Source organism: Kitasatospora sp. NPDC097691 (assembly GCF_040302665.1).
GTDB lineage: Bacteria > Actinomycetota > Actinomycetes > Streptomycetales > Streptomycetaceae > Kitasatospora.
The window spans coordinates 20,888-33,388 of the sequence record NZ_JBEORY010000084.1 but is presented as its reverse complement, the minus strand read 5'-3'; the positions used below and the strand labels follow the sequence as shown (position 1 = coordinate 33,388).

General features: G+C 75.6%; 15 protein-coding genes. 7 read left to right on the top strand and 8 right to left on the bottom strand.

What is annotated here, in order from left to right; genetic code table 11:
• The coding region (locus ABTY56_RS36095) for a hypothetical protein (protein ID WP_350633846.1) at positions 1 to 481 on the top strand (481 nt) is incomplete at its 5' end.
• 79 nt (positions 482 to 560) lie between these two features.
• Here the strand turns inward: ABTY56_RS36095 and ABTY56_RS36090 are convergent.
• On the bottom strand, positions 561 to 1,007 hold the full coding sequence (locus ABTY56_RS36090) for an anthrone oxygenase family protein (RefSeq protein ID WP_350633844.1): 447 nt from the start codon (positions 1,005 to 1,007) through the stop codon (positions 561 to 563).
• Positions 1,008 to 1,098: 91 nt separating this feature from the next.
• Here ABTY56_RS36090 and ABTY56_RS36085 point away from each other — a divergent pair, with 91 nt between their 5' ends.
• The 3 genes from ABTY56_RS36085 (at position 1,099) to ABTY56_RS36075 (ending at position 3,329) form a co-directional block, all read left to right on the top strand.
• Positions 1,099 to 1,677 carry a TetR/AcrR family transcriptional regulator gene (locus ABTY56_RS36085; protein WP_350633842.1) on the top strand — a complete coding sequence of 193 codons (579 nt, stop codon included), beginning with the start codon at positions 1,099 to 1,101 and terminating at the stop codon, positions 1,675 to 1,677.
• Positions 1,678 to 1,969: 292 nt separating this feature from the next.
• A complete protein-coding gene (locus ABTY56_RS36080; protein ID WP_350633840.1) occupies positions 1,970 to 2,095 on the top strand; it encodes a hypothetical protein in 126 nt (41 codons plus the stop codon).
• Positions 2,096 to 2,693: 598 nt separating this feature from the next.
• Positions 2,694 to 3,329: a hypothetical protein gene (locus ABTY56_RS36075; RefSeq protein ID WP_350633837.1), complete on the top strand. Its 636-nt coding sequence runs from the start codon at positions 2,694 to 2,696 to the stop codon at positions 3,327 to 3,329.
• 80 nt (positions 3,330 to 3,409) lie between these two features.
• On the opposite strand, the gene ABTY56_RS36070 is transcribed toward ABTY56_RS36075, so the two are convergent.
• Together ABTY56_RS36070 and ABTY56_RS36065 are read right to left on the bottom strand one after the other, a co-directional pair.
• Positions 3,410 to 4,066 carry a flavin reductase family protein gene (locus tag ABTY56_RS36070; protein WP_350633835.1) on the bottom strand — a complete coding sequence of 219 codons (657 nt, stop codon included), beginning with the start codon at positions 4,064 to 4,066 and terminating at the stop codon, positions 3,410 to 3,412.
• Between the two features lie 194 nt (positions 4,067 to 4,260).
• On the bottom strand, positions 4,261 to 4,896 hold the full coding sequence (locus ABTY56_RS36065; protein ID WP_502893260.1) for a carbonic anhydrase: 636 nt from the start codon (positions 4,894 to 4,896) through the stop codon (positions 4,261 to 4,263).
• A 281-nt stretch (positions 4,897 to 5,177) separates the two neighbouring features.
• On the opposite strand from ABTY56_RS36065, the gene ABTY56_RS36060 reads away from it, so the two are divergent.
• Positions 5,178 to 6,494 (top strand): cryptochrome/photolyase family protein, encoded by a 1,317-nt coding sequence (locus tag ABTY56_RS36060; protein ID WP_350633833.1) that lies wholly within the window; start codon positions 5,178 to 5,180, stop codon positions 6,492 to 6,494.
• 95 nt (positions 6,495 to 6,589) lie between these two features.
• Here the strand turns inward: ABTY56_RS36060 and ABTY56_RS36055 are convergent, their stop codons facing one another.
• A complete protein-coding gene (locus ABTY56_RS36055) occupies positions 6,590 to 7,747 on the bottom strand; it encodes a PP2C family protein-serine/threonine phosphatase (protein WP_350633831.1) in 1,158 nt (385 codons plus the stop codon).
• A gap of 245 nt (positions 7,748 to 7,992) precedes the next feature.
• Between ABTY56_RS36055 and ABTY56_RS36050 the strand changes: the two genes are divergently transcribed.
• Positions 7,993 to 8,418 carry a helix-turn-helix transcriptional regulator gene (locus ABTY56_RS36050; RefSeq protein ID WP_350633848.1) on the top strand — a complete coding sequence of 142 codons (426 nt, stop codon included), beginning with the start codon at positions 7,993 to 7,995 and terminating at the stop codon, positions 8,416 to 8,418.
• Between the two features lie 4 nt (positions 8,419 to 8,422).
• A complete protein-coding gene (locus ABTY56_RS36045; protein ID WP_350633829.1) occupies positions 8,423 to 8,839 on the top strand; it encodes a VOC family protein in 417 nt (138 codons plus the stop codon).
• A 132-nt stretch (positions 8,840 to 8,971) separates the two neighbouring features.
• On the opposite strand, the gene ABTY56_RS36040 is transcribed toward ABTY56_RS36045, so the two are convergent.
• From ABTY56_RS36040 to ABTY56_RS36025, 4 genes are all read right to left on the bottom strand, one after another.
• Positions 8,972 to 9,160, bottom strand: a complete 189-nt coding sequence (locus ABTY56_RS36040; protein ID WP_350633827.1) for a hypothetical protein — start codon at positions 9,158 to 9,160, stop codon at positions 8,972 to 8,974.
• Complete coding sequence (locus ABTY56_RS36035; RefSeq protein WP_350633825.1) at positions 9,157 to 9,930, bottom strand: MerR family transcriptional regulator; 774 nt, start codon at positions 9,928 to 9,930, stop codon at positions 9,157 to 9,159. The genes ABTY56_RS36040 and ABTY56_RS36035 overlap by 4 nt, the downstream gene beginning before the upstream one ends.
• 79 nt (positions 9,931 to 10,009) lie before the next feature.
• Positions 10,010 to 11,290, bottom strand: a complete 1,281-nt coding sequence (locus ABTY56_RS36030; protein WP_350633823.1) for an FAD-dependent monooxygenase — start codon at positions 11,288 to 11,290, stop codon at positions 10,010 to 10,012.
• A gap of 362 nt (positions 11,291 to 11,652) precedes the next feature.
• Positions 11,653 to 12,444: an NAD(P)-dependent oxidoreductase gene (locus ABTY56_RS36025; RefSeq protein WP_350633821.1), complete on the bottom strand. Its 792-nt coding sequence runs from the start codon at positions 12,442 to 12,444 to the stop codon at positions 11,653 to 11,655.
• Positions 12,445 to 12,501 lie beyond the last annotated feature (57 nt).

The window sequence follows — 12,501 nt, the reverse complement described above, 5'->3', positions numbered from 1 at the left end:
CGCCTCGATGCCGTGCTCCGAACTCGCCGTCGAGTCCTTCATGACGAAGCACGCCCCGCCCGCGGAGGACGTGGCCGTCGGGGTGACCCGGCCACCGGCCGGCGACGACGACCTCAGCTGGTTCGGCCAGGAGGTGCTCGACCGCTACGCCCCCGGGCAGGCGGCCGAGGTCATGACCGCCATCCGCGGCGTCGCCGGGCGCTGCGCCTCCTACACCGACACGCTCGCGGGCGGTGAGCAGCTCCGGGTGACCGCGACCGTCTCGCCGGCCGACCCCCGGGGGGACGACAGCCTCCTGCTCCGCATCACCTCGACCTTCCCCGACGACCCGGAGCCGTGGGTCGACGAGACCGCCTTCGTCCGCACGGGCGATGTGATCCTGGTGGTGCAGGAGATCGTCGAGCACCCGCCGACCTCGGGCACGAGGGACGTCCTCGCGGCCGCCGTGACCGCCTACCGCTCCGCCGCCACCACCGGCTGACGCCCGTACGGCGGTACCACGCACAACGCATCCGGGCCCCTCCGATCGGAGGGGTCCGGATGCGTTGTGGCCCGCGGGCTCAGACGAGGGCGGCGGCCAGCAGGGCGAAGGCGGCGACGATGACGGCGACGCGGACGTAGTGGTAGCGGTCCCAGCGGTTCATCTGCTCCTTCCAGTCCTCGGGCCGGTTCTCGGGGGTCCACGTCCTGCCCCGGTTGTTGATCGGGACGAGCAGCAGGATCGACATGATCACGCTGAGGATCAGCAGTGCGGCGGCGATGACGACGAGGCCGGCGCCGTGGCCGTGCCATCCGGCGACGGCCCAGACCGCGGCGAGGACGAGCGAGCCGATGTACCAGAACGGCATCACGGCGCCGAGCATCCGGCCGCCGTGGGCGCGGCCGAGCTGGCCGCTGTCGTCGGGGAGCGCGTCGAGGATCCGGTTGATGACGAAGGCGACGGAGAACTCCACCCCCACCATCACTCCGACGACCACGGTGGTGAGGACCTTGAGTGCGTCGAGCATGATGACCCCTCCTGGGATCTAGCGCCGCTAGGTGACGAGTCAACGCTAGTACTGCTGCCGCTTGATTGTCTAGCGGTGCTAGGATCGGGTCATGTCGGTACAGGAACGCAAGGAACGCGAACGGGCGGCCCGCGAGCGCCTCATCGTGGCGACGGCCCGCGAACTCGCCGAGAAGCAGGGCTGGGACGCGGTCACCACCCGCCGGCTCGCCGAGCGCATCGAGTACAGCCAGCCCGTCCTCTACAGCCACTTCCGCGGCAAGCGCGAGATCATCGGCGCCGTCGCCCTGGAGGGTGCCGCCGAGATGGCCGTGGCGCTGCGGGCCGCGACCGCCGCCGCGCACGGCCCCCGCCCCCGGGTCACCGCCCTCGCCCGCACCTACCTCGACTTCGCCGAACGCAATCCGGCCGTCTACGACGCCATGTTCCGGCTCGACGGCGGCCTGGCCTTCGCGGCCGAGGACACCCCGGAGCCGCTGAAGGACGCCTTCGCCGCCCTGCTGGAAAGCCTCGGCGAGGTCGCCGGGGACGGCGTCCACCCGGGGCTGTTCACCGAGGTGTTCTGGGCGTCCCTGCACGGCCTGGCCACCCTGACCCGGGCCGGACGCCTGCCCCCGGCGGAAGCCGAGCGGCGGGTGGAGCTGCTGGTGGACCGGCTCGCCGTGCTCTGACACCCCGCCCGGACCCAAGGGCGGCCGGGGCCACCCGCAGTGGTGTCGGCGCCGCGTTCGACGGCGGCCGGCAGGGTGGGCAGATCCACGGCGCGATCCACGGCGTGATCATGCCCGCCGCCCGAACGCCGGAGCGAACGGATTTGCCCGCCGGAACCTGACGAACTATCAGATGATCAAGGAATCGAGGTAGATTGCTGACCGTCGCCCCCGTGGCGGTGCGCCTCCCCTCCCGCAACCCCGGCCCGGGTCGTCCGGCCCGGGCTCCGTGCGGAGGTGAGAGGAGACCGGAATGGAAGGCGACGAGCCGGTCCGAACGCGGACGTCGGAGAAGGTCGGGCGGTGGCTGCGGCGCAATGCCGGGGTCATCGCGGCCCTGGCGGCGGTGGTCGGGACGGTGATCACGGCGGTGAAGTAGGGCCGGTGCCCTGCCGAGGCGCCGGGCGGGGCCCGGAAAAGGAGTGCCAGGTTTCCGGTTCCGGGCTCGCCCCGCCCAACGTGAAGGCCCCCGACCAGTCGCAGTGGTCGGGGGCCGTTCGCTCTCACCGTAGCGCACCGGGACGCGCCGCGGAGGTGGGCAGGGCCGCCAAGTGCCGTACGGGCCAAGGCGCGTGAGCCGCGCGGCCGTCCCCCGATCGGCCGCGAACGCCGCGCCGGCGGGTGGACCCGGGGGCCGGGGCCGCCAACGGCGCGATCGGATGAAGGCGGCCCCGGCCCCGGGTACGGTTCCGTACGGGCGGGGCATCGACCGCGGTGCCCGTACGGCTGCGGTCGGGTGCCATTCGACAACTTCAACAGGACTTGAAGTCAAGCCGGGGTTCCCGCCACCCGCTCCCGGTCGCGCGCGTTCCCGGCCGCGCCCCCCGGCCCGCCCCGCGCCCCCGGCCCCCACTCGCGCCCCCGGCCCGCCCCCGCGCGTCCCTGCCGCCCCGGCGCGGGGTAGCCTCGCTCACGGCGTGGGCCTGCGGACGGGCACGGACGAGGCGGGCACGAACGAGGCGGACAGGGGCGGTCGGATGGCGGAGCAGCAGCGCAGCTACTGGCGGGTGTCGGACGGTGTGGCCGTCGGCGCCACCCAGGCACACATCGTGTGGACCAGAGCCGCCTACCCGGCCCTGGTGGAGGTGGCGAGCCGCTACCACGCGGTGATCACCTACGCGGAGCTGGCCGAGGCGGTCCAGGAGGCCTCCGGCGTACGCACCCGGGTCAACCAGCGGCACTGGATCGGCAAGGTGCTGTCCCTGGTGATCCTGGAGGCGCACCGGCGCGGGGACCCGCCGCTGACGGCCCTGGTGGTGAACGCGACGGACGGCAAGGTCGGCGCCGGCTACCAGGAGGTGCTGGCGGTCGCCGGGCAGCCGCCGCTGGCCGACGAGATGGACCGCGAGCAGCACGCGGCCGCCGCCCGCCTGGCCTGCTACCGGCACTTCGGCGCGGACCTGCCCGCCGACGGCGGCACCCCCGCCCTCGCCCCGCGCCTGCGCGCCTCGGTGCAGCGCAAGGCCACCTCCTCCTCGGCCACCTCCGCCACCACGAGCACCACTGCCGCCGCGGCGGCCGCGCCGCGTCCGCCGGCGATCTGTCCGACCTGCTTCCTGGAACTGCCGGCGACACGGGTGTGCGACTCCTGCGGGGAGACCATCGCACCGTGAGGCCTTGAGGCCGTGGGCCCCGGCGCGGCGCGATCCGGATGGTGCCGGGGACGTCGCCGCCGGGCCTTTTTGGGCGGCCGTCACACGGCGGTGGCGGCCGCCGGCGTCCGGCCGGGCAGCCGGCCGGGCATCCGCCAGCCCTCGGCCAGGCGGGAGGGGGCCAGCCGCCGCCCGTCGCCGAAGAACTCGCAGAACTTCATGATCAGCGGGTCCCAGCCGAGCGGGTCGACGTAGTGGCCGCTGCCCGGCACGATCAGCTGCTCCTCGACGTGCGCGCGCACCACCTTCACCTCGAAGGCGGTGCACCGCTCGTTGCCCGCCAGCGGCGTCGCCGCCTCCAGCCGGCACTCCAGCTGCACCGGGCACTCGGCGGCGCGCGGCGCCCCTACCAGCTCGCCCGCCACCTCCGTCATCCCGGCCGCCTCGAACTTGCGCCGCTCGTGGCGGTAGCCCTGCTCCCGCCGCAGCTCGGAGATGTGCGGGTTGGCCGTCAGCAGCGCGAGGGCGTCCACGGCGTCGACCTGCGCCGAGGAGGGCAGGTTGAGCACGCACTCGCCCTCGCGCCGCAGGTTGACGGAGGTCTGGGAGGCGTTGCCCAGGCCCAGCATGCAGGACTGCCCCAGCCACCACGCCGAGGAGATCGGCGCGAGGTTGGCGCTGCCGTCCTCGTTGCGCGTGCCGATCAGCACCACCGGGGTGCCGAAGTACAGGACCTTGAGGTCGATGACCTTGTGCACGGGATCTGCCGTCCTTGGGAGAGGTAACCGTTGTCGGCCACCGACTCTGCCCCCGCCCGTACGGGGGCGCTGGCGGTGATCGGACATCCAGTTCCCGCAGGTCACGCACGTTCCGCGCAGGTCCCGAGGACGGCAGCCCCCTGCCGTCGGCCCGTCGGCCCGTCGGCCCGTCGGCCCGTCGGCCCGTAAGCCCGTCAGCCCGCCGACCCGCGGGCGGCCACCCGGCGGGCCTGGCCGTCGTGCAGCCGGTAGGACAGGCCCACCACGGCCACCGTGCCCTCCGCGACCCTGGAGGCGAGCACCTGGGAACGCTCCACCAGCAGGTCCACGGTCTGGCGGATGTGCTCGTCCACGATCGCGTCCCGGTCCTCGATGCCCGCCGCCTTGGCGGACAGCACGCTCGGGGTCACCCGCTCCACCACGTCCCGCACGAAGCCGCCCGGCAGCTGCCCCTGCTCCAGGGAGTCCAGCGCCGCCGCCACCGCACCGCAGGAGTCGTGCCCCAGCACCACCACCAGCGGGCACTCCAGCACGCTCACGCCGTACTCGATGCTGCCCAGCGCCTCCGCGCCGGTGACGTGCCCGGCGGTGCGCACCACGAACAGGTCGCCCAGGCCCTGGTCGAAGATGATCTCGGCGGCCAGGCGGGAGTCCGAACAGCCGAACAGCACCGCGAACGGCCGCTGCGCCGGGGCGAGCGCGGCGCGGCGCCCGGCGTCCTGGTTGGGGTGCTCGGGACTGCCCGCGACGAACCGGGCGTTGCCCTCCAGCAGCACCCGCAGGGCCTCGCCGGGGTCGGATATCGGGTCGGACATCGGTGTGGGGATCATGCCAGCACCCTAGATCGCCGCAGGTGGGCCCCGCAGCCGGGGGTGACGGGTCTCACGGCCGCGCGCTGCCACGGCGTCCGCCCGCCCGGTGTCGCGGCGTCCGCCCGCCCGGTGCCGCGACACGCCGTCATCCCGGCCCGGAACGCCCAATCCGTTTCCGGGAGCACTACGAACCACCAGGGGACCGCCGGCGGCACCGCCGAGCGCACCGCCGACCGCCGGTCCCGCCGATCCGCCCTTCCCGACCGCACCGTCCCCGACCGCACCGCACGAGGCCCCCGATGAGCACCGCCGTCGTCCTGTTCACCCAGGACCTGCGCCTGCACGACAACCCCGCCCTGCACGCCGCCCGCACCGGTGCCGACCGGGTCCTGCCGCTGTTCGTCCTCGACCCCGCCGTCGAGAAGGCCGACTTCGCCCCGCCCAACCGGCGCGCCTTCCTCGCCGACAGCCTCGCCGACCTCGACCGGGCCCTGCGCGCGGCCGGCTCCCGCCTGGTCCTGCGCCACGGCGACCCCGCCGAACAGACCGCCCGCGTCGCCGCCGAATGCGGCGCCACCGCCGTCCACACCGCCGCCGGCGTCTCCGCCTTCGCCACCCGCCGCGAAGCCGCCCTGCGCCGGGCCCTGGGGGAGCGGCTGCACCTGCACGACGGACTCACCGTCGTCCCCGCCGGCACCCTCACCCCCGCCGGACGCGACCACTACGCCGTCTTCACCCCGTACCTGCGCGCCTGGCAGCAGGCCCCTCGCCGCCCCGTCCTGCCCGCCCCGCGCACCCTCGCCACCCCCGACCACCCGCACGGCGACCCGCTGCCCACCGCCCCCGCCGGCACCTCCCCGGGCCTGCCGCCCGGCGGCGAACGCGCCGCCCGGCGCCGGCTGCGCGCCTGGGACCCGGCCCACTACGACCACCTGCACGACGACCTCGCCGCCGACGCCACCTCCCGCCTCTCGCCCCACCTGCACTTCGGCTGCCTGTCCGCCACCGAACTCGCCCGCCACGCCGCCGCACACGGCGGGCCCGGCGCCGACGCCCTGGTCCGCCAACTCGCCTGGCGCGACTTCCACCACCAGGTCCTGGCCGCCCGTCCCGACGCCGCCCACACCGACTACCGCCCCCGCGGCACCCGCTGGCACCACGACGAACAGGAACTGCAGGCCTGGCGCGAAGGCCGCACCGGCTACCCGATCGTCGACGCGGGCATGCGCCAACTCGCCCACGAAGGCTGGATGCACAACCGCGCCCGCCTGATCACCGCCTCCTTCCTCACCAAGACCCTGCGCCACGACTGGCGCCCCGGCGCCGCCCACTTCCTCCACCTCCTCGTCGACGGCGACCTCGCCAACAACCAGCTCAACTGGCAGTGGATCGCCGGCACCGGCAACGACACCCGCCCCAACCGCGTCCTCAACCCCCTGCGCCAAGCCGAGCGCTACGACCCCGACGGCACCTACGTACGCCGCTGGCTGCCCGAACTCGCCCACCTCCCCGGCCGGGCCGTCCACCAGCCCTGGACGTGGGACGGGCCGCTCGACTACCCGGCCCCCCTGGTGCCCCCGGACGCCCTGACGGCCCGCATGCGGGGCACGGGCTGACGGCGTTCCCGCCGTCCCCCCGGGCCCGGTCGGCCGCCGGGCTCAGGGGGTGTGGCCGCCGTCGACGGCCGCACCGCTACGCCCCCGCCGCACCGCTACGCCCCCGCCGCACCGCGCAGGGCCAGGACCGTGACGTCGTCGCGGCTGCGCCCGCCGCTCCAGTGCCGGGCCCGCACGTCGAGGGCCCCGGGCAGGGCCTCGGCCGGGGTGGCGGCGAGATCGGCCAGGCCCTGCTCGACCGGGTAGAACGCGCCGGAGGCGTCCTGCGCCTCGGTGATGCCGTCGGTGAGCAGCACCAGCACCCCGTCGGCGGGCAGCACGAGACGCCGCACCGTACGCGGCTGCGCCCCGCCGGTCAGCTCCGCGAGCGAGGCCAGGCCCAGCGGGATCCCGGTCGGCAGCGCGACGGGCTCCACCCGGCCGTCGGCGCGCAGCAGGTAGGGGGAGAGGTGGCCGCAGTTGACGGCCTGCATCTCGGTGCCGGCTTTTACACCCGCCACCCCGGCGGACGGTTGGCCGTTCGCTCCGGCGGTGCCGCGCAGGCCCAGGACGGTCGCGGTGACGAAACGTTCCTGCTCACCGCTCTGCACCACGTACGCGTTGTGCCGCTCCACCGCCGCCTCCAACGCGTCGGCGACCGCGGTCAGCTCCGCCTCGCGGAAGGCCGCCTCCCGGAAGGCGCTCAGCACCGCGAAGCCCGTACCGATCGCGGGCAGGCCCTTGCCCTGCACGTCGCCCACCAGCACCCGGGTCCCGTGCGGGGTCTCGGCGATGTCGTACAGGTCGCCGCCGACCATGGCGTCCTCCTCCACCGGCCGGTACAGCCCGTCCAGGCGCACGTCCGCCGTGGTCACCGGCAGCGGACGCAGCAACTGGCGCTGCAGCGCCACCGCGCTCTGGCGCATCCGCGACAGCTGCCGCTCGCGCCGCACCCGCCGCGCGCACAGCCCGATCACGGCGGCCTCGGCGCCGACCACCGCCACCAGGGTGCCCACCCGCGCCTCCAGGTCCGGCGGCGGGAACAGCACCGTGCTCACCCCCACCACCGCGGCCACCCACACCGAGACGGCCACCGTCTGCGCCACCGTGCCCCGGCCCGCCAGGAACGCCGGCAGGAACACCAGCAGCAGCACCAGCCGGGCACTGCTGCCGCTGGCCGCCTGCCCCAGCAGCACGACGGCGGTGGCGGCCAGCACGCCCAGCACCACCGCCCGGCTGCCGGGCGCGCGCGGGACGGTTCCGTCGCTCTCCACCCCGCCACCCTCTCCGTCGTCCGTCCCGCCCGGCCGTCCCCCCAGGGTGGGCGGCACGGCGACGCGGGCGCCAACGGGCCGCGCCGGACGGGGGAAGCCGGGGCCCGGCAGGGGGAGGCCGACTGTCGGCGGCGGTGGGTACGGTGGCCGGTGTGTCCTCCCGTGAACCCAGCGAGTCCGGTACGCGCCGCGAGCCCCGAGAATCCGCCACCGGCCGCGAGCCCGCCGGCGGCCGCGCCACCCGCCTGCCCCTGGCCGACCTCGTCCGGCTGCGCCAGGCCCGCGACCGGATGGACCGCGACTACGACCAGCCCCTCGACGTACCCGCGCTCGCCCGCACCGCCCTGATGTCCTCCGGCCACTTCTCGCGCAGCTTCCGCACCGCCTACGGCGAGACCCCGTACAGCTACCTCATGACCCGCCGGATCGAACGGGCCAAGGCGCTGCTACGGCGCGGGGACCTGAGCGTCACCGAGGTCTGCATGGCGGTCGGCTGTACGTCGCTGGGCTCCTTCAGCACCCGCTTCACCGAACTCGTCGGCGAGAGCCCCAGCGCCTACCGCGCCCGCGACCACGGGGACGGCGCCGCCATCCCCGCCTGCGTCGCCAAGATCCGCACCCGCCCAATCCGGCGTACGGGGGCCAAGGACGGGACCCCTCCCGTAGCGTGACGCCATGAGCATCGAACTCGCCCAGTGCTTCATCGCCGTCGACGACCACGACAGGGCCCTCGCCTTCTACCGCGACGTCCTCGGCTTCGAGGTCCGCAACGACGTCGGCTTCGAAGGCATGCGCTGGGTCACCGTCGGCTCGCCCGACCAGCCCGGCGTCGAGATCGTCCTGGAACCCCCGCTGGCCGACCCGCACGCCTCCGAGGACGACCGCCAGGCCGCCGCCGAACTCCTCGCCAAGGGCCTGCTGCGCGGCGTCATCTTCCGCACCGACGACTGCGACGCCACCTTCGAACGCATCCGCGCCGCCGGCGCCGAAGTCCTCCAGGAACCCATGGACCAGCCCTACGGCGTCCGCGACTGCGCCTTCCGCGACCCCTCGGGCAACATGCTCCGCTTCAACCAGCCCCGTACGAAGTAACAGCGGGGCCCCGGCCCCGTCCTCCGACGCTGCGCCCTGCCCGCCCCGGTGTTCCCGGGGCGGGCAGGGCGGCGGTGTTCCCGGGCCCCGGTCCGGGCCACCCCCGTGGGGCCGGGCCGGGGTTGCCGGGGGTCAGGGGGTGAGCAGGCAGGCCCGGAGGGTGAGGGCGGTGGCGATGGCGGGGATGGCCGGCCAGGGGAGGAGGCCGGCGGTGGCGGCGAGGGTGGCCGGGGTGAGGACGGGCAGGGTGGTGGCGGCCAGGGCGACGAGGCGCGGGTGGTGGGGCGCCGGGGCTGCGGTGGGCGGGGTGGTGGCGGTCATGAGGTCTGCCGGGCCCGGTCGAGGTAGGTGCGCAGCGGGGCCCAGGCGTCGGCGGGGGCGTCGGGGGCGCCGGACATCGCGGCGGGGTCCTCGCGCCAGGCGGTGCGGACGGCGGCCGAGAGGGTGGTGTCGCCGCCGCTGAAGAGGCGGGAGAGTTCGTCGAGGCGCCCGGCGATGCGGCGGACTCGGGGGTCGGTGGGCTCGACCCCGGCGGTGCGCAGGGCCTCGGCGGTGCGGTAGAGCTGGGGCCATTCGACCTCCAGCAGGTAGTGGGCGGAGGGGCCGAGGGCGGCGGCGTGGTCGGCGAGGGCGTGGACCTGGTCGTCGTCGAGGTGGCGGTGCAGGGCCTCCTGGGCGGCGGGGCCGGTGGGTCCGGTGGCGCCGACGGCCTGGAGCAGGCGCAGCAGGTCGGCGGTGGCGGGGGTGCGTTCGGCGGTGAGTTCGGTGTGCACGTGGGCGAGGCGTTCGCGCAGCGCCTGCAGGGCGGTGAGGGAGGCCTCGGTGGCGGCCAGGTGCTCGCGCACCAGCCGGACGGGGTCGATGCCGGCGTCCAGGCAGGTGGCGATGGTCTCCAGGCCCAGGCCCAGGCGGCGCAGGGCGAGGATCTGGTAGAGGCGGACGACGTCCTGCTCGGTGTAGGCGCGGTGGCCGGAGGCGGTGCGCAGGGAGGGACTGAGCAGGCCGATGCCGTCCCAGTGGTGCAGGGTGCGTACGGTCAGGCCGCTCGCCTCGGCGAGGGGGCCGACCTTCCAGGTCTGTCCGGTGGTCATGGCACGAGCATCCATCCTGACGCCGCGTGAGGTGCAAGCCCGGGTGTTCCGGGCCGCGGTGGTACGGGCCCGTGGCGGCTCAGGCTGCGGTGACTCGGGCTGCGGTGACTCGGGCCGCGGTGGTGCGGGCGGGCAGCGGGTAGTCGGGCAGGTCGATGGCGTCGGCCTTGGCGAACTGGGCGGCGAGCAGGTTGCGCAGCGGCCAGCGGCCCATCCAGCGCATGGAGGCGGCGCGCAGGCGGATCATCACGGCGCTGTCGGGGGCGTAGCCGTTCAGGCCGCCGGGCGGCAGTTCCTGGGCCTGGGTGACGTAGGGGCGCATCAGCTCCTCGTAGCGGGCGAAGGCGGTACGGAAGTCGCCGTCGGCGGCGGCGAGTTCGCCGGCGAGCAGGTAGGCGCCGACGAGGGCGAGGCTGGTGCCGAGGCCGGTGAGGGGGCTGGGGCTGTAGCCGGCGTCGCCGAGCAGGACGACGCGGCCGCGGCTGTAGTGGTCGAGGCGGATCTGGCCGAAGGAGTCGAAGGCGAAGTCCTCGGCGGTGCGCATCCCGGCGAGCAGCCGGTCCACCTCCCAGCCGGCGCCGGCGAAGCGGTCGGCGAGCAGGAGCTTGAGGGCGTCGTCGTCGTGGCGGTCGTACGTCAGCGGGGCGGAGCGGAAGCCGAGGGAGGCCTTGACCTCGCCCGGCAGGCGGCCCGGGCGGGCGCCGGCGACCAGGCCGCCGGGGGCGTTGTACATCAGGAACCAGCTGTCGAGGTCGCGGGCGAGCGCGGGGTCGTGGACGGTGAACCAGGAGTGGTAGCCGCCGAGCGGGTGGTAGTGGCCGCGGTCCTTCCCGCCGCCGGGGCCGCCGCCGGGGGTTTCGAAGGCGAGGCGGCGTACGGCGGAGTGCAGGCCGTCCGCGCCGACGACCAGGGCGAAGCGGCGGGCGGGGGCGTTCTCGAAGGTGACGGTGACGCCGTCGGCGTCCTCGGCGAGCGCGGTGACGGTGTCGTCCCACAGGTACTCGACGTCGTCGGTGGCCTCCCGGAGCACGTCGGCGAGGTCGCCGCGCAGGATCTCGACCTCGGAGACGATGCCCTCGCCCTCGAACAGTTCGACGGGGATCCGGGCGCTGTGCCGCCCGCGCCGGTCGACCAGGGCGATGCCGCGCTGTTCGACGCACAGCGCGCGGACGCGCTCCGTCAGGCCCATCCGCTCGACGACGGTGCGCGAGGCGCCGCGCAGGTCGACGGCCTGCCCGCCGGGGCGCGGGCCGGGGGCGCGCTCGACGACGGTGGGGTCGAAACCGTGGCGGCGCAGCCAGTGGGCGAGGGCGGGGCCGGCGATGCCGCCGCCGGAGACGAGGATGTCGGTGTTGTCCATGGGGGCTTCCCGTCGGTGCGTGCGGTGGTGTTCGACGCTGACGAATGTACGCCGTACGCATGAGGTCAACAAGCCCTGTACTGCGGGAACTTGAGCTTGGTGTACTAGTGCAGTAGGGCGCTCCGGGCCCGGTTCCGGCGGGGTGCGGCGCCCGGCGGCGGCAATCGCGCAGGCCGGAGGCCGTCGACGACGGCCGCGGGTGCACTAGTGCGGGACGACGGCCGACGAGCCGCGGCTGGTCGAGGGCGAGGGCGAGGGCGAGGCCGAGGCCGAGGTCGACGCGATCCCCGGCCAGGTGTACTGGCCGGGGCGGGGCGTGAACCCCGCCCCGGCCGGGTGGCGTCCGCGCCCGGGCCTTCCCGCTACCCCCGCGCCCGGCGCAGGGCGCCCACCACCGCCGACAGGTCCTCGTCGGCGATCGACGGGTGGGCCAGCAGCACCTCCCGGGCCGCCGCCAGGACCGGCCCGCCGCCCGCCAGGGCCAGGTCCTTGGCGGCCAGGCGCACCGGGAAGTCCGAGTCCGCGCTGTGCGCCCGGGCCACCACCCCCGCGAGCGGCCCGGCCGCCAGCACCTCCCGCGCCACGTCCTGCGGCACGCCCAACTCCCCGGCCACCGCCAGCGCTTCGCCGACCGCCGCGACCGAGGCCACCATCGCCCCCATCACCACCAGCTTCAGCGCCGCGCCCGCCCCCGGGCCGCCGCAGCGCCGCACCCGGCCCAGCTGCTCCAGGACGGGCTGGGCGCGGTCCAGCGCGGCGTCCTCGCCGCCCGCGAAGACGGTCAGGCCGCCGGTCGCCGCCGGGCCCACGCTGCCGATCACCGGGGCGTCCACCAGGGCGACGCCGTCCGGGAGTCGGGCGTGCAGCGCGGCGACGGCCGCCGGGCCGATCGAGGACATGTCGATCCACAGCGCGCCCGGTGCCAGCTCCGCCGTGAAGCGCCCGGCCACCTCGGTGACGGCGGCCGGGTCGGCGAGCATGGTGACGACGACGTCCGCGCCCCGCACCGCCTCCGCCGGCGTGGCGGCCCCGGTGAGGCCGTCGGCGCGGCCGGGGGAGCGGTTCCAGACGGTCAGCGGGTGGCCGGCGGCGGCGAGGCGACGGGCCATCGGCAGGCCCATGCGGCCCAGCCCCAGAAAAGCGATCTTCTCCATGGCCACCACGCTAGGCAGCCGCAAGCCAGGCGACAAGCGAATGTCCGGCATGGTAAC

Excerpts from the sequence above, each read along its gene's own strand:
- ABTY56_RS36085 (WP_350633842.1), top strand. The coding sequence starts at position 1,099 with ATGTCGGTACAGGAACGCAAGGAACGCGAACGGGCGGCCCGCGAGCGC.
- ABTY56_RS36075 (WP_350633837.1), top strand. The coding sequence starts at position 2,694 with ATGGCGGAGCAGCAGCGCAGCTACTGGCGGGTGTCGGACGGTGTGGCC.
- ABTY56_RS36080 (WP_350633840.1), top strand. The coding sequence starts at position 1,970 with ATGGAAGGCGACGAGCCGGTCCGAACGCGGACGTCGGAGAAGGTCGGG.
- ABTY56_RS36090 (WP_350633844.1), bottom strand. The coding sequence starts at position 1,007 with ATGCTCGACGCACTCAAGGTCCTCACCACCGTGGTCGTCGGAGTGATG.
- ABTY56_RS36025 (WP_350633821.1), bottom strand. The coding sequence starts at position 12,444 with ATGGAGAAGATCGCTTTTCTGGGGCTGGGCCGCATGGGCCTGCCGATG.
- ABTY56_RS36065 (WP_502893260.1), bottom strand. The coding sequence starts at position 4,896 with ATGATCCCCACACCGATGTCCGACCCGATATCCGACCCCGGCGAGGCC.
- ABTY56_RS36030 (WP_350633823.1), bottom strand. The coding sequence starts at position 11,290 with ATGGACAACACCGACATCCTCGTCTCCGGCGGCGGCATCGCCGGCCCC.
- ABTY56_RS36045 (WP_350633829.1), top strand. The coding sequence starts at position 8,423 with ATGAGCATCGAACTCGCCCAGTGCTTCATCGCCGTCGACGACCACGAC.
- ABTY56_RS36035 (WP_350633825.1), bottom strand. The coding sequence starts at position 9,930 with ATGACCACCGGACAGACCTGGAAGGTCGGCCCCCTCGCCGAGGCGAGC.
- ABTY56_RS36060 (WP_350633833.1), top strand. The coding sequence starts at position 5,178 with ATGAGCACCGCCGTCGTCCTGTTCACCCAGGACCTGCGCCTGCACGAC.
- ABTY56_RS36040 (WP_350633827.1), bottom strand. The coding sequence starts at position 9,160 with ATGACCGCCACCACCCCGCCCACCGCAGCCCCGGCGCCCCACCACCCG.